Origin of the sequence: Oecophyllibacter saccharovorans, assembly GCF_006542375.1 — a bacterium.
Taxonomy (GTDB): Bacteria; Pseudomonadota; Alphaproteobacteria; order Acetobacterales; family Acetobacteraceae; genus Oecophyllibacter; species Oecophyllibacter saccharovorans.
This window is the reverse complement of the sequence record NZ_CP038143.1, coordinates 71,706-92,254: the sequence shown is the minus strand read 5'-3', so window position 1 is coordinate 92,254 and position 20,549 is coordinate 71,706. Positions and strand designations below refer to the sequence as shown.

Here is a 20,549-nt window from a genome sequence, read left to right as displayed (position 1 = left end):
GCTTATGTCAAATCCAGGTGAAAGCAATTCAACCCCAATCCGCAACAAGGGCCAGCTGGTTGAAGTGCTGGCCAGGGGCTCCAAGCCCCGCCAGGACTGGAAGATCGGGACAGAACACGAAAAATTCGGTTTCACGTTGCCGGGGGCGGCAAAGAGCGAGGAAAGGGCCCCTTATGCCCCGCCGCCTTATGCTCCGCGGGGCATCCAGAATCTCCTGCAGTCTTTTGAAGGGAAAGACTTTTCCCCTCTTTATGATGGCCCGAACGTTATCGGTCTGAAGGGGCAAGCTGGTGAGAAGGATGCTTCCATCTCCCTTGAGCCGGCAGGTCAGTTTGAACTCTCCGGCGCTCCGGTAAGCGATCTGCACCAGACGCGCGCGGAAATGGCGCGCCACTTTGAGGCTTTGAAAGCACCGGCAGCCCGGCTCGGGCTCGGCTTTGCCCCGCTTGGTTTCCAGCCGCTCTGGCCCCGTGAGGACATGCCCTGGATGCCCAAGAGCCGTTACGCGATCATGCGCCGTTACATGCCCAAGGTCGGCACGGGCGGCCTGGACATGATGACCCGCAGCTGCACGGTTCAGGTCAATCTGGATTTCAGCGACGAGGCCGATATGGTGCGCAAGATGCAGGTTTCCCTTGCGCTTCAGCCCCTGGCCTCAGCCCTATTTGCCAATTCCCCTTTCGAGGAGGGCAAGCCCAGCGGCTGGCTTTCAACGAGAATGCGCAGCTGGCTGAATACCGATCCTGCCCGTTCAGGCCAGCCAGCGGAATTTTTCGCTCCAGATTTCGGTTTTGAAAAATACGTGGACTGGGCGCTGGACGTGCCGATGTATTTCGTCATGCGGGATGGAAAATATCATGACGTTGCCGGTGCTTCCTTCCGCCGCTGGTTGGAGGGTAACGGCGAAGGCATTCTGGCGGATCTGACCCCGACAGTCGGTGATTTTGAAGACCATCTGACCACGCTTTTCCCTGATGTGCGTCTCAAGCAGTTTCTGGAAATGCGAGGCGCGGATGCCGGAAGCCCGGAAATGATGCTGGCACAGTCCGCCCTATGGGTGGGGCTGCTGTATGATGAGAGCGTGCTGGCCGAAGTCGAAGCCCTGGTGCGCGAACATCCCTGGGAAACCTGGCGGGCGCTGCGTCCAGAAGTGGCGCGCAAGGCCATGGAGGCGCCTTTCCCGGGCGGGTTGCGGCCGCTGGCGCAGCGTGTGCTGCAGCTGGCTGACAAGGGGTTAAAGGCGCGTGGCCTGGGAGAAGAGGTCTATCTGGCGCCCCTGCATGAAATTGCCGCAGGCGGACCGACGCAGGCGGAAAAATGGCTCGAAAAATATCACACTGTCTGGAAAGGGGATGTGCGCCCCATATTCCAGGAGGCTGCTGTCTGACGTGCCGACCCTGTCTGAACTGAGTGAGCGGGAAATTCTGGCGCTGGCCATCGCGACTGAGGAGGAAGATGGTCATATCTATGCCGATTATGCGCATATGCTGCAGGAAAAATATCCCGACAGCGCTGCGCTTTTCCGTGAGATGGCCGAGGAAGAGAATGTCCACCGGCGCCAGCTGATAGATCTGTATCATGAGCGTTTCGGCCCGCATGTGCTGCTGGTAAGGCGCCAGGATATTCTTGGTTTTCCAAGACGCAAGTCAGCCTGGCAGATGAAGAACCGCAATATTTCTGCCATCCGGGCTCAGGCAGAAGTGATGGAACAGCAGGCAGCCCAGTTCTACCGCAAGGCCGCCAGTCTTTCCCGTGATGCCGGCATCCGCAAATTGCTGGGCGACCTGGCCTCTATTGAGGAACGGCACCGCCATGAAGCGGCGCAGCTGGAAAATCGTCTTGTCACGGAGGATGTCCAGGCGCGCGAAGATGAAATCGGGCGGCGGGACTTCCTGCTCAGGATCGTGCAGCCCGGTCTTGTCGGGCTGATGGATGGTTCCGTTTCCACGCTGGCACCTGTTTTTGCTGCTGCTTTTGCCACGCATGATGCTTTCAGCGCCTTTCAGGTGGGGCTGGCGGCCTCGGTGGGCGCGGCAATTTCCATGGGGCTTGCGGAAGCGCTGGCAGATGACGGGAAGCTTTCAGGGCGTGGCAGCTCCCTGGCGCGTGGCGTGTTATGCGGTGCCATGACCTTTGCAGGCGGCATCTTCCATACCCTGCCTTTTCTGGTGCCGGATTTTCACCTGGCTTTCACGCTGGCTGTGATCGTGGTGGCGGTAGAGCTTTTCCTGATTTCATGGATCCGCTGGAAGTATCAGGATACACCTTTCAGCATTTCCCTGGTTCAGGTTGTCCTGGGAGGGGCACTTGTTTTCGGTGCTGGCGTGTTGATCGGGAGTTCATGAGATGAGACGTAATCTGGAGGTTCCCTCCTTCTGGCGGAAATGGCGCATGATGAAACAGAAAAAACCATCAGGGCGGCATGGAAGGGCAGGGCTGACCCTGGGGGTGGCAGGCAGCCTGCTGGCCTGCACTGTGCTGCCGGCTGGCGCTGCGGATCTTTCAGCTGGGGCTGGTCTGAGCCCAGACCACGCACAGCTTGAGCAGTCTCCCGATCACCAGCAGAATTTCCCGGCGGCGCCAGTCCTGAACCCGGCTCAGAAAGGATGGGTGGAGCGGATTGAAGATGCGCTTGCTTCCACCCGGATGATTCAGGCCCGCTTTCGCCAGACGGCCGCCAATGGCGAGGTGACGAACGGTTCACTGATCCTCGAACGACCCGGGCGCATGCGCTTTACCTATGATCCGCCCAGCCCGCTGCTGCTGGTCGCTGATGAGGCCAAGATCGTCTTTCAGGACAAGAGCATCGACCAGATCACCACCCTGCCAGCTGACCACACGCCGCTGGGCATTCTGCTCCAGCCGCATCCACGCTTCAGGGGAGATATCACTCTTACTGGATTCAAACAGGTCGGAAACGAGCTTTTCCTGAACGTGGTGCGCACATCCAATCCCGCCGAAGGGGAACTCACGCTCATCTTTACCGCTCAGCCGCTGACCCTTGTGGGTTGGAATGTCCGCGATGCCCAGGGTCACGTGACTTCAGTTCGTCTTTCTGATGTCAGGAACGGTTGGGTTCCGCTGCCGCCCAAGACTTTCCGCCTGCCCAAGCCGAAGCAGTGACAGGATCCGGTTCACTCTTTTTCCCGGGCCAGTTCCATGGCCCGGGCGTAAACAGTGCGTTTGGGCAGCTTGACCTGGGGGGCTACCAGGGCCGCTGCATCCCTGACTGAATGAGTCCGCAAGGCTTCCTGCAGGAGGGTGTCGAGGTCCTGTGCGCCTGTATCATCTTCCGGCGGGGGACCGACGAGAAGAGTGATCTCGCCACGTGGGGGAAACTGACGGAAATGCGCCAGCACCTCTGCCAGAGTGCCGCGGACCATTTCCTCGAATTTCTTGGTCAGCTCCCGTCCCACGGCGGCCGGGCGTTCAGCCCCGAAGACGGCAATCAGATCCTGCAGGGTGTCGAGCAGGCGGTGGGGGGATTCGTACCAGGCCAGCGTTGCCTGCAGACCGGTCTGTTCCAGAGCGCGCAGCCCTGAAAACTCCTGTATCCGTGCTTCTCCGCGTGCGGGAAACCCCAGGAACAGGAAGGGGGCAGGCGGCAGCCCGGAAAGGGTCAGTGCGGTAACGGCTGCGTTAGGGCCAGGCAGTGAGGTAACCGGCAGGTCAGCTTCAATGGCAGCGCGGACAAGCCGGTAGCCGGGGTCGGAAAAGACCGGTGTGCCGGCGTCAGAGACAAGAACCAGTGTCTCACCGTTGCGCAGTCTTTCCAGGAGAGCGGGCAGGCGTTGGCTTTCATTATGGTCATGCACGGCCAGAAGAGGTTTTGAAATCCCGTAATGCTGCAGCAGTTTGGCCGTAACGCGCGTATCTTCACATAAAATGGTGTCGGCAGTCTGCAGAGCTTCCAATGCGCGGGGGGTTATATCGCCCAGATTGCCGATGGGCGTTGCCACCAGCACAAGCTGCCCGGTAGAAGAAGAGGTCATCTTCTTGGAAGTGGGGTCATATGATTTCTCAGGCATTGGAATCGGCATCGGCATCGGTTTCTCCCGCAAGCCAGGCAACGTCTGCTCAAGCTGTGCCATTGTGCTGGTGCAAGAGCAAGGACAGCCGCGGCCGCGGGACCGGAGGAATGCAAGGGGTCTCCCTGCTTCTGGCAACTGCGTTATGCATGAGCCTTGCAGCCTGTTCCGGTGGAGGCGGCAAGCAGGGCTCCCATGCGTTAAGCCCGGAGACGGTGACCCCCAAAGGGCCACGCGTCGGTCTGATTCTGCCCCTTTCAGGCGCCCATGCGGCCATCGGGCAGCGCATGCGCCAGGCAGCGCGACTGGCCCTGCCGCCTTCACAGAAGATCGCGCTGGACGTTTTTGACAGCGCGCCTCCTTCCAACGGCACCCAGGCGGCCCACAAGGCCGTGAGCGCAGGGGACAGCATCGTGCTCGGCCCGCTCATGGGCGGGGCGACCGAGCAGGCAGCCGATGTCCTGCAGCCGGCTCAGCTGCCGGAACTGGCTTTCACCAGCGACAGCCAGCAGGCGCGCCCAGGCGTGTGGGTCATGGGGCTGACGCCCGAGCAGCAGGTGGATCGCCTCGTGCAGGCAGCTGTGGCTGCGGGGCGGCACCGTTTTGCAGCTTTTCTGCCTGAATCCCCCTTGGGCCACGCCATGGCCAGCGCCCTGGCGGAGGCCTGTCAGCACGCTGCACTTGAGCCACCCCATATCGTTTTCCATGATGCCACTCCTGAATCCGTGACGCAGGGCATGGCCGACCTTTCGGAAATCGCTCTGCGGCGCCCGCCGGATCTGAGTGACAAGCCTGACTCGACTACGCCTGCCCAGGATTCTTCGGCATCCGAGCCCTCAGCTGTGGATCCGGTGGTCGAGAAGGAGACGGCTGAAGCCCTGGAGGAAGCCCCGAAAGTGCATATTCCCCTTCCACGGGTCCCCATGGGTCCGCCACCTTTCGATGCGCTGCTGTTGGCGGATACAGGAGTGAATCTGGGGCGCGTGATTGCCGCCATGAAGCAGGATGACGTGCGCTCTTCGCAGGTTCAGATCATGGGGCCGGCACTCTGGCGGTCCTTTGATACCAAACTGGGGGCGTTGAAGGGGGCATGGTATGCCGGACTTGATACGAGCCAGCGCGGTGGATATGTCCGCCAGTATACGGCCCTGTATCACCAGGCGCCCTCGCCGGTAACCGATTTTGCCTATGATACCGCCGCACTGGCAGGCGCGCTGATCAGCCAACACTCTCTGTCAGTGGAACGCCTGACGGATCCTGATGGCTTTGTTGGCGTGAATGGCTGGTTCAGATTGCTGCCGAACGGGCATGTGCTGCGTGGCTTGAACCTCTATGAGATTGTGCCGGGTGGTGGCTCCCGTCTGATCAGTCCTGCCTCTGCCAGCACGCCGGAAAAAGCTGCTCCTGCACCGGCTGCCAAACTGTAAGACCTGTAAAGCTGAGCCCATCGTCGCTCTCCCAAGCAGGCGACGGTGGGCTCAAATGTCTTCGTAACAGTAGGATTCAGTTTCCGTCCAAGGGCAGCACGGGACGGATTCTGTGCAGGGCCAGGCAGAATTTTGGAAAACGGCCGAGTTCCAACTGCTGCAGGGCATCCATGACGACCCAGCTATTACCTGCGGAATGCACGCAGTAAGCCGGTGAGGCGTTTTCCCTTACCCAGATCACGATCTGTTCATGGCTTGCTTGAGAAGAAGGAGGCGGGCTGCCCATTCCAGTGATCTGGCCGTCCAGGATCCCCATCGGAGCTGCAGCAACAAGCCATTTTTCAAGATGAATACGGTGGTGCTTGAGAAATTTCTGTCGCAATGCAATGACGTTGCCGTGTGAAACGGGGGTCTGGACGCTGAGCGCCCGGTGTTCAGAAGTGTTGCGTGCGTTCACCACCATCGGAAATGCCTCCTCGGAATGTGGTTCTGACCTGATCACGCCTGATCACGATTGCGATAGGCTCAGCTTAAAAAGGTGAGGAAGCGTTACTCAATTGGAAAATTGCCCTTTAGTCAGCCTGTGACAGAGAGTGTTGCAATTCTACCATGTAAGATGTGCATGGATTGTGGTTTAAGAAAAAGCCTGTCAGAATAAGTTAAGTGAAGAAATATTATTACTGATAATTGATATTTTAAGTAATTTAATTACCTGAAAATGCTCTTTAGCAGTTTTTTCTCCAAGAATTCAGCTTCCTCCTACCGTGAGGAACAGAAAAATCAGAAATATTTTCCTTGAAAGAAAATTCAGGGGTTTATCAGCGATAAAAAGATTTATCCCACCGGCGGTGAATCCATAACCAGTTATGGGGACAGTCCCGGATCCAGCCTTCGAGCACTTCGTTGAGGCGGGTGGTCAGGCTCTCCACAGCTTCCGGGCGATTCCGGCGTTGCCACTGCCGGGAATCCAGAAGCGGGTCCACTTTCAGCACAAGCCGTGCCGGGCCCTCACGCTGGACATGGCCGGTGACGATAAGGGCATCGAAGCGCAGGGCCAACGCCGCGGCGGCCGGGGCGGTCATGGCCGAGTGACCGAAAAACCGGCAGGCAATCCCGTCATTCATCTTCTGATCGCCCAGAATTCCAAGATGCCCGCCCCGCGCCAGATGCGCCATGGCCTGCCGGGCCCCGCGCGCGCCTTTGGCAAACATCGGCAACTGCGTTCCGGCGATTTTCTGTCGCAGTGTGCGCAGAAGACGGTCGGCCTGGGGATTGTTGGGAGCTCTGTAAAAAGGCGCGAAGGCCAGCCCCTCCCGGGCCACGAGTAAGGGCATCAGTTCCCAGTTGCCCAGATGGCCCGAAAAGAAAATTACCGGCCGCCCGCTCGCCTTTGCCGCCTCAAGATGGGCACGGCCTTCAATGCGCCAGCCCCTGCCGGTGTTCCCGGCCTGAGGGAGGCTGCCTAGATGGGGAAACTCAAAAAGAGTGCTGCCCAGATTTTCCCAGCACTTTTCCAACAGCTGTTTGCGGTTTGTCAGACTGAGATGTGGAAAAGCGCGTGCCAGATTGCGGTGTGCGATTCTCGACCCAGCCAGCCAAGGCCCGATCCAGCGCCCCAGTTTTCCCCCTAGCGCTGAGGCGGTTGTGGGTGGCAGGCAGGTGATGGTGCCTAGAAGAAGGTGGAGCAGGGCACCTTCCAACCTGTCTTTCAGGTGCCGGCGGGTCATAGATAGCGCAAATACAGTTTAGCTTCGCTCATTCTGACAGGTCTGAGCGGAGACTGGGTGGGCGTCAATCTTCTTTTGGGCCAGCTTCTTCTGGGCTTGGGCCTGCAGGCGCGGCCAGCTGGCCAAGAGACGATCGATGAAGTCTTCAGGCGCACGCGGATCAGACCAGGTCAGTTCTGTCTCCACAATGCAGAGATTATGCCGGAAATCGGCTGGCAGTTTGACCGCGTCCTTCTGGGTGGTGGCCAGCACAGTGCCGGTTCTATGGGTCAGCTGGCGCAGGCGGCGCAGGTCCTTGCGGGAGTAGACATGGTGATCGGGAAAAGCCAGCCCGCGCAGCAGCTGGATACCTGAGGCTTTCAACATGTCGAAGAATTTCCCAGGTCGTCCGATACCGGCAAAGGCGATGACACGACGGTCTGAAAGCTCACGCAGATTTTCCGGAGAGGCGGCGAAATAGGCCTGATCGACCGGCAGGCCGGCAAATTCCGGGCAGTGATGCAGATTATGGGCATCAGGCCCCAGGATGGCGATGTGGTGAACGCGTTTCAGAAGGCGCTTGAGCGGTTCACGCAAGGGCCCGGCAGGAAGAAGCTGGCCGTTGCCGAGTCCGACCTGGCCGTCAAGTGTCAGGATGGATAGATCCTTGTACAGGCTCGGATCCTGCAGGCCATCATCCATTACAAGGCAGTCAGCCCCGGCTGCGATGGCCTGGCGGGCGTTGGATACTCGGTCTTTGCCGCACCAGGTCGGGGCGTGCTGGGCGAGAATCAGAGCTTCGTCTCCGGCACTTCGGGCAGTGTCGCGAAAACTGACGCGGCCCCGGCGGCGTTTCCCCCCGTAACCGCGTGTCAGAACATGGGGGGTGTAACCCCGTTTCTGCAGGCGCTGCAGCAGGTCAAGGGTCAGGGGCGTTTTGCCGGTTCCCCCGACAGTGATGCCGCCGCAGCAGATAACCGGAACGGGAAGATGGACAGGCCAGTGGCGCTGGCGTTTCCAGCCTGCGATGCGCGTCAGGAGAGCGAAAGGAGACAGGAGCAGGGCGCCTATGGAAGCACGTGGGGAATTCCAGAAAGCGGGCGCCTTAAGTCTCATTTCTGGAACGATAGGGAGAAATTGTGGTCAGAATGCGGAGCGCCATCCGCTGCAGTTCAGCCAGGGTAGAGGGTTGTGTGCTGGCGTGTTCCGGGGCTTGAACTGTGCTGTTGGAGGGCAGGTTTTGAAAGGACAGGGCCCTAGGGGAAGTCAGCTTTTCAGTGACCCAGTCGGCAATTTCAGCTTCATTGCGAAGGACAGGTAATGCCAGGGACTGGCAGATTGTCTGCCAGCTTCCCGTCCAGGGTCCGACAGCGGTTGGCTTGCGGAAGGCGAGAGGCTCGTAGGGATTGTGCCCATTGCCGGACGGTTGCAGGGAATGTCCCAGCAATACGGCATCAGCCAACCTGTAGTACAAACCCAGTTCACCCAGCGTGTCAGCAATCCAGATTTTGTCCTGGGGTGCGGGAAAAGGCTGTTCTGTTCTGCAGGGCACCCCGAGGCTTCGGCTCAGGGAAGGGCCGCGCTGCGGATGACGGGGTACGATGATGGTAAGCAGATGAGGCACACGCTGCCCGATCAGCGTAACGCTTCTTCTTATAAGTTCTTCCTCGCCCGGATGGGTGGAAGCAGCCAGGAAAACAGGACGCCTGGCGGGGCGGGAAGGGGAAGAAGAAGGTAATGAGAGACGGCGGGTGAAGTCCCTCAGCAGGCTTTCCGAACAGGGCAGGGGCGGAGCCAGTTGTTTCAGGTCAAGGGGCGGTAACAGCTGCGCCTGTAGGGGATGGAAGCCGGAATCTGAAGATTTTCCCGCAAGCTTCTGAAAACCCAGCAGATCATGACGAGTGGCAGGAGAGATCCAGGCCACCCTTTCAAGCAGCCAGTCTGCAACCCCTGGAAAACGTTTCCAGCGTTTCAGGCTGCGCTCGGACAGGCGGCCATTGACCAGCATGACCGGCAGCTTTTCCTGGCGGCAGACTTCAAGCAGATTGGGCCAGAGCTCGCTTTCCAGAAACACGCAACCGTCAGGGCGCCAATATGCCAGGAAGCGCTTGCACCACCGCGGAACGTCCAGAGGAATGAACTGGTGCAGCACGCGCTTTCCGAAAGTATCCAGTTCTTCCACAAGCCGGGCGCTGGTACAGGTGCCTGTTGTTATCAGGCAATGCAGGTCAGGCTCTGTCTCCAGCAGGGTTTCAATCAATCCGAAGGCTGCGCGTGTCTCCCCGACACTGGCCGCATGTAACCAGAGCAACGGCCCTGGGGGACGGGGCAGGGTAGCAAATCCGCGTCGTTCTGCCAGGCGGGGGGAGATTTCACGTTTCTGTCGTGCCCGGCGCCGCAGGTAGAGGCGCAGAGGCCCTGCCATGCACCTCATCATGGCCCCCCACAGCAAGGAAAGCAGGAGCGCTGCACAGTTGTGGGGAAGCCCCTTCTTCCGTTTGTAGCTGCGCCATTTACGCCATTGCCGTGTTGCGCGCTCCGGACGTGCAGGCGAAGTCATGAAAAGAGCGCGAACAAGAACAATGGATGCAGGCGCATCTCAGCCGCAGGCCAGCACCGGGAGCAGCGCCTGTTGGGCAATGCTGTCATTAGGGGGACCGAGCAGAAGATTGCGCAGATTGCCGGTGGCATGCAGGCCGGTGACAACGAGATCTACAGAAAGCTGTTCGATGAGCGCCAGCAGATTGGCTGGATCTGAGAGATTGGTCGTTGAAGCGTCCGGCCCCACTGCACTATTCAACGTGAAGGGTTCCAGGACGGCTGCGACTTTGTGAAGCTGCAGATAGGCCAGCAGCTGTGGCGCGCTTCTGGCCGCTTTAGGGGAAGTGGGAAGAACGTGAACGGTTCGGGCGGCCTGGAACCAGGGAAGGGCCTGATGCAGCGTCCGGATATCTTCCAGCGCTTCATTCCATATGATGGCAATGCGTTGCGGTGACGAGGCCAGGCCTTCAGGAGGCGCCAGCAGAAGCGGCACACATTTCTGGCGCAGCAGCTCATTGCGGATCTGGGTGGCGGTCGATCCGTCTTCAATGCGTGGATGCGGCAGTGCTGCCAGGTCTGTCAGCTGGGCAAAGGCCTTCAGGGTGCGTGTAAGCGTACCCCTGGAGCGGATGAGATGAAGATGGGGGGTTGGGCCGCCTGCGGGGGGATAAAGGGGATTGGCGGGTTTGCCGGCAACCCAGGTGCTTTCAGACCAGGTAAGCTGGCCCCTTTCGGCCAGCCCCTCCAAAGTGGCCCGGATGTCCTCCAGACGTGATGAAAGGCGGTTACGCGATTCAGTCACCAGGGTGCTGACGGCACCGACCGCCAGCCCATTGCCGGCCAGAGGGGCTTCATCGACAGTGTGGCCCTCAAGCAGGACAGCGGTGATGCCGGCCCTGAAATGATGGGCTGTAACCAGAACACTTCTCAGAAGTGGCGCGGGATCCGTCGTCCCGTTGAGGGAAAGAAATATGTTGCGGATCCAGGATGCCATTGAAGAAGTTGTCCTTGGACTTTGAAAAAAATACCATCAGGCTGCGGGCTGAAGCACGGCCGTGAGTGAAGATTCAGGGATAAAGCCGGGTGACCATCCAGCCAGGCGCTTCCCCTGACAGGTCAGCCGGTCTGCGCCACCGGGCACGATCATGCAGCCGGTAAGCCCGCTCCTGCCAGAATTCAAAGGAAGTCGGCACGACCCGGTACCCTTTCCAGTTTTCCGGGCGGGGAATATGTTCTTCATCCTTATAGCGGGTCTGGACGTCCTTGAGGCGTTTTTCAAAAACGGCCCGGTCAATCAGGGGGCGGGATTGCTCTGAGGCCAGTGCGCCCAGCTGTGAGAGGCGCGAGCGGGAGGCGAAGTAGGCATCTGCCTCCTCACTGCTGACCGGCTGAACCGGTCCTGAAATACGGACCTGGCGCCGTTGCGACTTCCAGTGAAACAGAAGGGCCGCCTGCGGATTTTCCCTCAGCTCCTCGCCTTTGAGGGAGTCGGCGTTGGTGTAGAAAACGAACCCGTTCTTGTCCATTCCCTTGAGCAGCAGAATACGGACAGAGGGCAGCCCGTCGGGGGTAGCGGTTGCGACGGCCATGGCATTGGGGTCGTTGAGTTCCGTCTCTTCGGCTGCGTGCAACCAGTTTCCGAACAGGGTGAAGGGATCGGCCGTCAGATCAATGAGCGGGCGATCAGGCAGTTCCTGTGCAGGCAGAGCACCGATATCGTTATTATTGTGATTATTGTGCTTGGGAGGAGCAGGCTGGGAACTGCCGGAACCGGAAGAAGCAGGATCGGAAGCGGGGGAATCGGCCATGGAGGATATCTCCGTTGCAAAAAGACGGGCAAAGGCAAGGTTGCCGGAAGAGGCGTTTCAGCCGGCCGGAAAAGCCCTGAGAAACTGCTCGGGGGCAGCAGCCTCTTGTTCCTGCGCGACGCTTGTGCAACCACCTGTTTTAGCAAATACGTGGCTGGATTTACGAGCAGGATGCTAGAACATGTCTGAAACCGAAGACAATACACTGGGGTTTCCCGCTGGAACCCTGATGGCAGGCAAGCGCGGTGTCATCATGGGAGTGGCCAATAAGAATTCCATCGCTTGGGCGATTGCCAGTGCTGTGGCCGCCCAGGGCGCCGAGCTGGCCTTCACCTATCAGGGTGAGGCGCTCGGCAAGCGTGTGCGGCCCCTGGCTGAGAGCGTGGGCTCCTCGCTGGTGCTGCCCTGTGATGTGGGTGATGATGCAGCGATCGATACGACCTTTGATGAGATCGAGAAAGTCTGGGGCAAGATTGATTTTGTCGTTCATGCCATTGGCTGGGCGGACAAGCAGTATCTTCGCGGCCGTTATCTGGACACGCCACGTGACGCCTTTCTGAAGGCCATGGATATTTCCTGCTATTCCTTCACCGCTGTGGCCCGCCGGGCCAGTGCGATGATGAATCCGGGCGGCTCCCTGGTCACGCTGACCTATCTGGGCGCAGAGCGCGTCATGCCGCATTACAACGTGATGGGCGTGGCCAAGGCCGCACTTGAAGCCTCGGTGCGTTACATGGCCGTTGACCTCGGTCGTGACAATATCCGTGTGAACGGGATTTCTGCCGGGCCGATCATGACCCTGGCTGCAAACGGCATCGGCGATTTCCGCTATATCCTGCGCTGGAACCAGCTGAATTCCCCCCTTGAGCGCAATGTGTCTCTCAAGGATGTCGGTGGTGCAGGGCTTTACCTGCTTTCCGACCTGTCCAGCGGGGTGACGGGCGAGATCCAGCATGTCGATTGCGGCTATAACATCATCGGCATGAAAAATCCTGAAGCCCCAGATCTGACGCTGCGCAGTGGCGATTGACGATCTGCCTGACCGCCGCCTGATTGGATGATCTTTAGAAAAGCGGTTGCGGTGCACAGGTCAGGGAAAAGAAAGTGGGTAATCGCGTCTGATGTCTGACAACAGTTTCGGCAAGCTCTTTCGCGTCACGACCTGGGGGGAAAGCCATGGTCCGGCCATCGGCTGCGTGATTGATGGTTGCCCCCCGCGCCTGCCGTTGAGTGAAGGCGATATCCAGCCCTGGCTGGACCGTCGTCGCCCGGGGCAGTCCCGCTTTACCACGCAACGGCAGGAAGCGGATCAGGTCAGAATCCTTTCAGGCGTTTTTGAGGGCCGAACGACCGGAACGCCCATTTCCCTGATGATCGAGAACACGGACCAGCGTTCACGCGATTATGGTGAGATTGCCCGCGCCTACCGACCCGGTCACGCTGACCTCACCTATGACCTGAAATACGGCATTCGCGATTATCGCGGGGGCGGGCGTGCCTCGGCCCGTGAGACCGCCATGCGGGTTGCTGCCGGCGCAGTGGCGCGCGAAGTCCTGAAAATCCTGGTCGGGCCGGAGCTGAAGATTCGCGGGGCCTTGACCGAGATCGGGGGCCTGGGCATAAACCGCGCCCGTTGGGACTGGGATGAGACCGGACGCAATCCGTTCTGGTGTCCCGATGCTGCGACAGTGCCGGCATGGGCTGATTTTCTGGAAGGTATCCGCAAGGAGGGTTCCTCAACAGGAGCGGTGGTGGAAGTCCTGGCCGAAGGCGTGCCGGCAGGGCTGGGCGCGCCGGTTTATGGCAAGCTGGACGCCGAGCTGGCCGGTGCCTTCATGGGCATCAATGCCGTCAAGGGCGTTGAGATCGGGGACGGATTTGCCGTCGCATCGTTGCGGGGGGAAGACAATGCCGATCCCCTGCGCAGGGGGAAAGAGGGTCAGCCGACTTTCCGTAGCAATCATGCAGGGGGCATTCTGGGGGGCATTTCTTCAGGGCAGCCTATCGTGGCGCGGCTGGCGATCAAGCCGACGAGTTCCATCCTGACCCCTGTCCCGAGCCTTACCTGTACGGGCGAGGAAATCGATATACGCACTAAAGGGCGCCATGATCCCTGCGTGGGTATCAGGGCGGTACCGGTAGCGGAAGCCATGATGGCCTGTGTTCTGGCCGATCAGCTTTTGAGGCACCATGCTCAGTGCGGCTGGAACCTGCCTGCTCTTTGAGGTGCCCGCTTTGACTGCAGTGCCACCTGAAACATCCGGGGCCTGAGCCGGGAGAGGGAGGGTGGAGGAAGCACCTATAATTTACCATATAGTGTTGCTATTTCCTGACTGACCCCAAGATATGCGTCAAAGGCATAATTGCCAGCATTTTTCAAGAGAGAAGATTGCTTGCCCGCAGGTCTTCTGCGTGGGATGCAGTGGGGTGAAAAAACGAGATCAGAAATGACGCTGAAGAACGCTGAGATGCACGCGGCGTCGGTTGAAAAATCTGCCCGAGGATAAAGCGATGAGTTTCCAGGACGACCAGTTGATCAGGCCGGCGAATGCCGAAATACCCGGATCTTCTGCTGCCTCTGAGGCTGCCGGGAAAGCAGAGCCTGGGAATGACGAGCCGATGTTGTTCGAGCCTGACATCCAGCTGCCTGGCCGCGCACCGGTGCATCTGGATCATGAGCGTGATGCTTTGCTCACTCCCTTCGGGCGCGCCACTTTAGATGACCGCTACCTCCTGGCAGGCGAGGGCTATCAGGATCTATTTGCCCGTGTCGCGTCGCGTTACGGAGCCGATGCCGGGCATGCGCAGCGCCTGTATGATTACATGTCGCGCCACTGGTTCATGCCTGCCACGCCGATTCTCTCTAATGGCGGAACGAATCGCGGCCTGCCGATCTCCTGCTTCCTTAACGAGGCTGAAGACAGCCTTGAGGGCATTGTCGATCTCTGGAACGAGAATGTCTGGCTGGCCGCCAAGGGCGGGGGAATCGGCTCCTACTGGGGGAATCTGCGCTCGATCGGTGAAAGCATCGGGCGCAATGGACGCACCTCGGGCGTCATCCCCTTCATCCGTGTGATGGACAGCCTGACACTGGCTATCAGTCAGGGCAGCCTGCGCCGTGGTTCGGCTGCGGTCTACCTGCCGATCTGGCATCCGGAGATCGAGGAATTCATCGAGATGCGTCGCCCGACCGGCGGTGATCCGAACCGCAAGGCGCTCAACCTTCACCATGGCGTGCTCGTTTCTGATGATTTCATGCGGGCGGTGGTGGCCGATGAGGAATGGGCCCTGCTGTCACCCAAGGATCACAGCGTGATCCGCAAGGTTTCGGCCCGCAGCCTCTGGATTCGCCTCCTGACGGCGCGTATGGAGCAGGGCGAGCCCTATATCGTCTTTTCCGACACCGTGAACCGCGCTCAGCCGGAGCATCACCGGCTGGCGGGACTGGAGGTCAAGACCTCCAATCTCTGTGCGGAGATCACACTGCCTACCGGGATCGACCAGCACGGGCGCAAGCGCACAGCAGTCTGCTGCCTGTCATCGGTCAATCTCGAATACTGGGACCAGTGGAAGGATGATCCGCAGTTCATTGCTGACATCATGCTGTTTCTGGACAATGTCCTGCAGGATTTCATCGATAATGCGCCCGATGACATGAAAAATGCCCGCTATGCCGCCATGCGGGAAAGATCGGTCGGGCTAGGGGTGATGGGTTTTCACTCCTTTCTGCAGAGCAAGATGATCCCCTTCGGCAGTGTGATGGCCAAGGTGTGGAACAAGAAAATCTTTTCCCATATTGCCGAACAGACGGCGAAGGCTTCAAAAGATCTGGCGCAGACCAAGGGGCCATGCCCTGACGCGGCTGATTACGGGGTACAGGAACGTTTCTCGCACAAGATGGCTGTGGCGCCGACGGCTTCCATCTCCATCATCGCCGGCAATGCAAGCCCGGGCATCGACCCCATCAGCGCGAATGTCTTTCTGCAGAAAACCCTGTCGGGCTCCTTTACGGTCCGAAACCGTCATCTGGGGCCCGTGCTGGAGAAATACGGCCGCAATACGGATGAGACCTGGTCCTCCATCACCTTGAACAAGGGGTCGGTCCAGCATCTGGACTTTCTGTCGCAGGAGGAAAAGGACGTTTTCAGGACGGCTTTCGAGATCGATCAGCGCTGGGTGATCGAACACGCTGCTGACCGTGCGCCCTTTATCTGCCAGTCGCAGTCGGTCAACCTGTTTCTGCCGGCCGACGTTCACAAGCGTGACCTGAACCGGATTCATTACGAGGCTTGGAAAAAAGGGGTTAAATCCCTCTATTACTGCCGCTCCCTTTCAGTTCAGCGTGCCGATACCGTTTCCAATGTGGCGGCCAAACGCGACATCATGGAAGGGGATGACGATCATCTCCCGCAGGCTACCGAGCGCCATCCCGAGAAGGACGGCCAGACGGAATACGAGGAATGCCTGTCCTGCCAGTAAGGCAGGCCGGAGCAGGGGTCGTGCTCCGTGCTCCCTGAAAACACTCTCCTGTCTGCAACAAGAGTCGAGAAGGAATGAAAATGAGCGAAGCGCAGTCGGTAACGCCCGCTGGCCTGCCGGAAGGTGAAGCCAATCTCATGGTCGCCAATCCGATTTACAAGCCTTTTCGTTATCCCTGGGCCTATGACGCCTGGCTGACCCAGCAGCGTGTCCACTGGCTGCCTGAAGAAGTTCCGCTCGCAGATGATGTGAAGGACTGGCACCGCACCCTGACGGAAAGCGAGCGCAACCTGGTGACGCAGATCTTCCGTTTCTTCACGCAGAGCGACGTGGAGGTGAACGGCGCTTACATGAAATACTACAGTCAGGTTTTCAAACCGACTGAAGTGCTCATGATGCTTTCAGCCTTTTCCAATATCGAGACCATACATATTGCGGCGTATTCCCATCTCCTGGATACGATCGGCATGCCGGAAGATGAATATTCAGCTTTTCTGAAATACAAACAGATGAAGGACAAGTATGATTACATGCAGTCCTTCAATATCAACAGTAAAAAAGACATTGCGCTTACCATGGCAGCCTTCGGGGCCTTCATGGAAGGGCTGCAGCTTTTTGCCTCCTTTGCCATCCTGCTGAATTTCCCGCGGTTCAACAAGCTGAAGGGGATGGGGCAGATCGTCTCATGGTCCGTGCGCGATGAAACCCTGCACTGTCTTTCCATGATTCGGCTCTTCCGGACCTTTATCCGCGAAAACCCGGAACTGTGGACCGAAGAGTTCCAGCAGGAACTGACGGAAATCTGCCGCACTACCGTAACGCATGAAGACGCGTTCATTGATCTCGCATTCGAGATGGGGCCGGTGGAAGGCCTGGATGCCTCTCAGGTGAAGCGTTATATCCGTTTCATCGCTGACCGCCGCCTGACCCAGCTGGGTCTTGATCCGATCTATCACATTGATGACAACCCGCTGCCCTGGGTGGATGACATGCTGAATGCGGTGGAGCATGCGAATTTCTTTGAAAACCGTGCGACAGAATATTCCCGCGCCTCCACCCAGGGCAGCTGGGAAGAAGCTTTTGAAAGCAACGTCTTCTCCTGAGCGCGCTGTTTTTCAGGCACGCTTGTCCAGGGAACAGTCAAAACGGGATCCCTGGAAAAGAGGCCTGAAAAGAGCCGGATTGATGGCTTGACCGGTCGGCACAGGGCTCGCATATTTTGCCTGAATTCTTTGCAAGACTGTCCGCTGGTGGATATGTCACAAAACCGGATGTTTCAGTGAAAACATCCGGGCGTGGAGTAGTGATCCTTGGTTGCATCCCCTGCCGCTTCCCGTTCCGTTTCTGACGCTGGCAGTGTCCAGGAAATCAGTGACGCGGGCGGAGAAGATGTTCTCAAGGCGCTGTCGGATTATCTGGCAGGGGATATGCAGGCCTGCAATCAGGCCATTATTGACCGCATGCAGAGCTCCGTCCCCCTGATCCCGCAATTGGGGGCCCATCTGGTGGCTGCCGGAGGTAAGCGCCTGCGGCCTCTGCTGACCCTGGCTTCGGCCCGTCTGTGCGGGTACGGCCATACGCCTGAACAACAGCGCCATGTGGGGCTGGCAGCCTGTGTGGAGTTCATCCATACCGCCACCCTGCTGCATGATGATGTGGTGGATGAAAGTGCCCTGCGGCGCGGTGCGGCCTCAGCCAATGCGCTTTTCGGCAACAAGGCCTCAGTGCTGGTGGGGGATTTCCTGTTTGCACGCTCTTTTCAGCTGATGACAGCTGACGGCTCACTGGAAGTGATGAGCATTCTCTCCGAGGCTTCTGCAACGATCGCTGAAGGTGAAGTGCTGCAGATGTCGACCCAGAATGATCTTTCCACGCCGGTAGAGCGCTACCTGACAGTCATCCACGGCAAGACAGCCGCACTTTTTGCCGCAGCCTGCCGTGTGGGGGCGGTAGTGGCAGGCAAAGAGGGGGCTGAAGAAAAGGCGCTTGAGAGTTTCGGCACCAATCTGGGCATGGCTTTCCAGCTGGTTGATGATGCCCTTGACTACGCGGCTGACCAGCAGACACTGGGCAAAACGGTTGGTGATGATCTGCGTGAAGGCAAGATCACGCTGCCTGTGCTGGCTGCCTACGGGGCGGCGTCACCGCAGGAACGGGCTTTCTGGGAACGGGTTATCGAGAAGAATGAGCAGACACCTGACGACCTGCCCACAGCGCTTTCGTTGATTGAAAAAACCGGCGCAATCGAAATTACGCTTGCACGGGCTGCGGCTTATGCCGATCGGGCGGTTGCAGCGCTGGAGATCTTTCCGGAAAGCGAGTTGAAAACTCTGCTGATCCGCACGGTGACTTACGCTGTCAACCGGGCACGTTAAATCTGCTTTCGGGAAAAGATTTCAGGCGCAGGCACCTGAGAGTATGAAGACACGGCAGCCGCTGAAGCCAAAGGCCTTGAGATGGCTGGTGAATTCAGCTGTGTGCTCGGGCAGGGCCGTCATGAGGAAAACGCCCCGGCGCGATTGAGGGGCAGAGTCCCTGGCTGTTGCGGGAGGGGCAGCTGAGGCATTGACGAGCCTCAGAACCTGCTGGGCGACAGCAGGTGCGGGATCAAGCCAGAGAACGTCCCTGAGGCCGAGCTGGCGGAAAAAGGGCATCAGAAATGTGTAATGCGTGCATCCGAGCCCGATAGTGTCGATGTTCTCACCACCAGGCTGGCTGAAAAGCTGGGCGACTTCATGAGCAATGGAAGTTAGGGGCAGATCTTCGCCTGCAAAGGCTCGCTCAGCCAGGTCGGCCAGCGCCCGCCCTCCATGAATGATGAGGCGGCAATCTGCCGCAAAATCCGTGTGAAGCTTGCGCACGTAATCGCGTCGCGCGGTAGCGGAGGTAGCGAGGAGGCCGATCGTGCGCGTGCGCGAAACCCGTCCTGCCCAGCGGATAGGCGGCACCTGCCCGACCACCGGCACATCCAGCGCTTGGCGCAATGCGGGCAGGGCCAGGGTGCTGGCCGTGTTGCAACCGATGACCACCAGCGTGGAACCGAGCAGGCGGGTCGCTTCTGTCAGAAGCATGACAAGGCGTGAAATCAGCACATGATCCGGTTGCTCGCCATAGGGAAAAAGGGCAGTATCGGCCAGATAATCAATGAGCAGGTCCGGCGCCAGGGTGCGTAAGGCCCCTACAGTTCCCATGCCGCCAATGCCTGAATCAAAAACCAGAATGCGCGGGCAGGGGTTTGCAGACCGGTCTTCCCGGCTGGTCTGCTCAGCTGCAGAGACGCTGAAAGACATGGAGAACCCGTTTCAGTTTTTCTTGTAAGCCAGCGCTTCTTCCAGGCTTCCGACGCCCCCATGGGCTTTCGACCAGGCGCAGGGATCTTCCAGAAACCGCCGAACTTCCGCGCTGTCCTCGTTGGAGAAATATTCTCCATTGGCGCAGGCATCCAGCACGTCCCACCAGGTGCAGAGAGCATGCAGGGTGATGCCCATATCGGCCAGGGATTTCTGAGCGCCCGGAAAAACCCCGTAGAAGAAGACGACAAAGGTGTGATCCACGATGGCGCCCGCTTCCCGCAGGGCACGTGCAAAGCGGATTTTCGAGGCGCCGTCCGTGGTCAGATCCTCAACCAGCAAAGTGCGCATTCCCTCCGGGACATCGCCTTCGATCTGGGCGTTGCGGCCGAAGCCTTTGGGTTTCTTGCGGACATAAGCCATGGGCGCCATCATGCGGTCTGCCATCCAGGCGGCAAAGGGAATGCCGGCCGTCTCCCCGCCGACGACAGCATCAATGCTTTCATAACCGACATGACGGCCGATCTTCTCGACTGCCAGTTCCATGAGCTTGGTGCGGGCGCGCGGAAAAAAGATGATCTTGCGGCAGTCGATATAGACAGGGGATTTCCATCCCGAGGTCAGGGTATAGGGGTCCTGGGGGCGGAAATTAATCGCTCTGATCTCGAGAAGAATTCTTGCGGTGGTCAGGGCCGCATCACGGTCCCATTGGGTATGGCGACTGATGGAAGAAACGGGTGCGTTCATCATAGGCTCCGCTTTACATGGGGTGCTTACGGATCTAGCAGCTCAAGCCCGGAAAAGGCAGGGCCTGGCCTGGCGTAATCAGGAGGAAAATATAAAAACGGGCTCTGGAGCAAGAGAAGAAAGATCAGAGCGAGGTATTGCCAGGGTTTCCCTGCTCCGACGGCCGCTCTATAAGGGTTGAACGTTGGTAAAAGACGCGCTCCAGAACCTGCCGGCCCCTTTTGCCGTGCGCCCCTTGCACAATCGTTGTGTCGTGTCCCGGCTTTCCAGAGCTCTTGAAGGAGCACCCATGCTCAGAGTTCAACATATCGGTCGTCGTTGCGAACGTGCTGTTGTAACGGCTTATCTGGAGCTGAAGGAACGCGGAGCAGAGGAAGTACGTATTTTTTCTGCCTGCACCACGCTTTACAGATTATACCATCCTGAAGCCAGCTTGCCGGAGGCGCGGCGTCTGGTGGCGGAATGGATAGATCATCATCTTATACGCCAGGCCCGCGGCCCTACACGCGGCTGCGATTGCTGA

The 20,549-nt window shown here is 58.9% G+C and carries 19 protein-coding genes; 10 read left to right on the top strand and 9 right to left on the bottom strand.

Going from position 1 to position 20,549, the window contains the following annotated elements:
* Positions 1–4: 4 nt before the first annotated feature.
* From E3E11_RS00370 to E3E11_RS00360, 3 genes are read left to right on the top strand one after another with little or no spacing between them, the layout of a single operon-like run.
* Positions 5–1,387 carry a glutamate--cysteine ligase gene (locus E3E11_RS00370; RefSeq protein WP_141450670.1) on the top strand — a complete coding sequence of 461 codons (1,383 nt, stop codon included), beginning with the start codon at positions 5–7 and terminating at the stop codon, positions 1,385–1,387.
* A gap of 1 nt (position 1,388) precedes the next feature.
* Positions 1,389–2,345, top strand: a complete 957-nt coding sequence (gene mbfA, locus E3E11_RS00365; protein ID WP_141450669.1) for an iron exporter MbfA — start codon at positions 1,389–1,391, stop codon at positions 2,343–2,345.
* A gap of 46 nt (positions 2,346–2,391) precedes the next feature.
* A complete protein-coding gene (locus E3E11_RS00360) occupies positions 2,392–3,123 on the top strand; it encodes a LolA family protein (protein WP_231118927.1) in 732 nt (243 codons plus the stop codon).
* Positions 3,124–3,134: 11 nt separating this feature from the next.
* On the opposite strand, the gene rsmI is transcribed toward E3E11_RS00360, so the two are convergent.
* The gene (rsmI, locus tag E3E11_RS00355) at positions 3,135–3,992 is read right to left on the bottom strand and encodes a 16S rRNA (cytidine(1402)-2'-O)-methyltransferase (protein WP_231118926.1); all 858 of its coding nucleotides are present in this window, start codon (positions 3,990–3,992) and stop codon (positions 3,135–3,137) included.
* 251 nt (positions 3,993–4,243) lie between these two features.
* Here rsmI and E3E11_RS00350 point away from each other — a divergent pair, with 251 nt between their 5' ends.
* Positions 4,244–5,455 carry a penicillin-binding protein activator gene (locus tag E3E11_RS00350; protein ID WP_231118925.1) on the top strand — a complete coding sequence of 404 codons (1,212 nt, stop codon included), beginning with the start codon at positions 4,244–4,246 and terminating at the stop codon, positions 5,453–5,455.
* Positions 5,456–5,531: 76 nt separating this feature from the next.
* On the opposite strand, the gene E3E11_RS00345 is transcribed toward E3E11_RS00350, so the two are convergent.
* The 6 genes from E3E11_RS00345 to pdxH all read right to left on the bottom strand — a co-directional run bounded on the left by E3E11_RS00345 (position 5,532) and on the right by pdxH (position 11,393).
* Positions 5,532–5,918: a hypothetical protein gene (locus tag E3E11_RS00345; RefSeq protein ID WP_141450667.1), complete on the bottom strand. Its 387-nt coding sequence runs from the start codon at positions 5,916–5,918 to the stop codon at positions 5,532–5,534.
* A gap of 355 nt (positions 5,919–6,273) precedes the next feature.
* A complete protein-coding gene (locus E3E11_RS00340; protein WP_141450666.1) occupies positions 6,274–7,182 on the bottom strand; it encodes a lysophospholipid acyltransferase family protein in 909 nt (302 codons plus the stop codon).
* A gap of 18 nt (positions 7,183–7,200) precedes the next feature.
* Positions 7,201–8,277 (bottom strand): tetraacyldisaccharide 4'-kinase, encoded by a 1,077-nt coding sequence (gene lpxK / locus E3E11_RS00335; protein ID WP_141450665.1) that lies wholly within the window; start codon positions 8,275–8,277, stop codon positions 7,201–7,203.
* Complete coding sequence (locus E3E11_RS00330) at positions 8,267–9,586, bottom strand: 3-deoxy-D-manno-octulosonic acid transferase (protein WP_168189172.1); 1,320 nt, start codon at positions 9,584–9,586, stop codon at positions 8,267–8,269. Before E3E11_RS00330 ends, lpxK begins: the two co-directional genes overlap by 11 nt.
* Positions 9,587–9,760: 174 nt before the next feature.
* A complete protein-coding gene (locus tag E3E11_RS00325; protein WP_141450663.1) occupies positions 9,761–10,696 on the bottom strand; it encodes a universal stress protein in 936 nt (311 codons plus the stop codon).
* 73 nt (positions 10,697–10,769) lie between these two features.
* Entirely contained in the window at positions 10,770–11,393 is a 624-nt protein-coding gene (pdxH, locus tag E3E11_RS00320; protein WP_231119062.1) for a pyridoxamine 5'-phosphate oxidase, read from the bottom strand.
* A 298-nt stretch (positions 11,394–11,691) separates the two neighbouring features.
* Between pdxH and fabI the strand changes: the two genes are divergently transcribed.
* The 5 genes from fabI to E3E11_RS00295 all read left to right on the top strand — a co-directional run bounded on the left by fabI (position 11,692) and on the right by E3E11_RS00295 (position 18,364).
* Positions 11,692–12,540, top strand: coding sequence for an enoyl-ACP reductase FabI (gene fabI, locus E3E11_RS00315; RefSeq protein WP_141450661.1), 849 nt, complete (start codon positions 11,692–11,694; stop codon positions 12,538–12,540).
* Positions 12,541–12,631: 91 nt separating this feature from the next.
* Positions 12,632–13,735, top strand: a complete 1,104-nt coding sequence (gene aroC, locus E3E11_RS00310) for a chorismate synthase (RefSeq protein ID WP_141450660.1) — start codon at positions 12,632–12,634, stop codon at positions 13,733–13,735.
* 394 nt (positions 13,736–14,129) lie between these two features.
* On the top strand, positions 14,130–15,989 hold the full coding sequence (locus tag E3E11_RS00305) for a ribonucleoside-diphosphate reductase subunit alpha (RefSeq protein ID WP_231118924.1): 1,860 nt from the start codon (positions 14,130–14,132) through the stop codon (positions 15,987–15,989).
* A gap of 80 nt (positions 15,990–16,069) precedes the next feature.
* Entirely contained in the window at positions 16,070–17,092 is a 1,023-nt protein-coding gene (locus E3E11_RS00300; RefSeq protein ID WP_141450658.1) for a ribonucleotide-diphosphate reductase subunit beta, read from the top strand.
* A gap of 324 nt (positions 17,093–17,416) precedes the next feature.
* A complete protein-coding gene (locus E3E11_RS00295) occupies positions 17,417–18,364 on the top strand; it encodes a polyprenyl synthetase family protein (protein WP_194149553.1) in 948 nt (315 codons plus the stop codon).
* Positions 18,365–18,385: 21 nt separating this feature from the next.
* On the opposite strand, the gene E3E11_RS00290 is transcribed toward E3E11_RS00295, so the two are convergent.
* Positions 18,386–19,180: a glutamate racemase gene (locus tag E3E11_RS00290; protein WP_141452005.1), complete on the bottom strand. Its 795-nt coding sequence runs from the start codon at positions 19,178–19,180 to the stop codon at positions 18,386–18,388.
* A 111-nt stretch (positions 19,181–19,291) separates the two neighbouring features.
* Positions 19,292–20,026 (bottom strand): orotate phosphoribosyltransferase, encoded by a 735-nt coding sequence (locus E3E11_RS00285; protein WP_231118923.1) that lies wholly within the window; start codon positions 20,024–20,026, stop codon positions 19,292–19,294.
* Between the two features lie 289 nt (positions 20,027–20,315).
* Between E3E11_RS00285 and E3E11_RS00280 the strand changes: the two genes are divergently transcribed.
* A complete protein-coding gene (locus tag E3E11_RS00280) occupies positions 20,316–20,549 on the top strand; it encodes a hypothetical protein (RefSeq protein WP_141450656.1) in 234 nt (77 codons plus the stop codon).

Excerpts from the sequence above, each read along its gene's own strand:
- E3E11_RS00370 (WP_141450670.1), top strand. The coding sequence starts at position 5 with ATGTCAAATCCAGGTGAAAGCAATTCAACCCCAATCCGCAACAAGGGC.
- E3E11_RS00360 (WP_231118927.1), top strand. The coding sequence starts at position 2,392 with ATGATGAAACAGAAAAAACCATCAGGGCGGCATGGAAGGGCAGGGCTG.
- rsmI (WP_231118926.1), bottom strand. The coding sequence starts at position 3,992 with ATGACCTCTTCTTCTACCGGGCAGCTTGTGCTGGTGGCAACGCCCATC.
- E3E11_RS00345 (WP_141450667.1), bottom strand. The coding sequence starts at position 5,918 with ATGGTGGTGAACGCACGCAACACTTCTGAACACCGGGCGCTCAGCGTC.
- E3E11_RS00340 (WP_141450666.1), bottom strand. The coding sequence starts at position 7,182 with ATGACCCGCCGGCACCTGAAAGACAGGTTGGAAGGTGCCCTGCTCCAC.
- lpxK (WP_141450665.1), bottom strand. The coding sequence starts at position 8,277 with ATGAGACTTAAGGCGCCCGCTTTCTGGAATTCCCCACGTGCTTCCATA.
- E3E11_RS00330 (WP_168189172.1), bottom strand. The coding sequence starts at position 9,586 with ATGGCAGGGCCTCTGCGCCTCTACCTGCGGCGCCGGGCACGACAGAAA.
- E3E11_RS00325 (WP_141450663.1), bottom strand. The coding sequence starts at position 10,696 with ATGGCATCCTGGATCCGCAACATATTTCTTTCCCTCAACGGGACGACG.
- fabI (WP_141450661.1), top strand. The coding sequence starts at position 11,692 with ATGTCTGAAACCGAAGACAATACACTGGGGTTTCCCGCTGGAACCCTG.
- aroC (WP_141450660.1), top strand. The coding sequence starts at position 12,632 with ATGTCTGACAACAGTTTCGGCAAGCTCTTTCGCGTCACGACCTGGGGG.
- E3E11_RS00305 (WP_231118924.1), top strand. The coding sequence starts at position 14,130 with ATGTTGTTCGAGCCTGACATCCAGCTGCCTGGCCGCGCACCGGTGCAT.
- E3E11_RS00300 (WP_141450658.1), top strand. The coding sequence starts at position 16,070 with ATGAGCGAAGCGCAGTCGGTAACGCCCGCTGGCCTGCCGGAAGGTGAA.
- E3E11_RS00295 (WP_194149553.1), top strand. The coding sequence starts at position 17,417 with ATGCAGGCCTGCAATCAGGCCATTATTGACCGCATGCAGAGCTCCGTC.
- E3E11_RS00290 (WP_141452005.1), bottom strand. The coding sequence starts at position 19,180 with ATGGGAACTGTAGGGGCCTTACGCACCCTGGCGCCGGACCTGCTCATT.
- E3E11_RS00285 (WP_231118923.1), bottom strand. The coding sequence starts at position 20,026 with ATGAACGCACCCGTTTCTTCCATCAGTCGCCATACCCAATGGGACCGT.
- E3E11_RS00280 (WP_141450656.1), top strand. The coding sequence starts at position 20,316 with ATGCTCAGAGTTCAACATATCGGTCGTCGTTGCGAACGTGCTGTTGTA.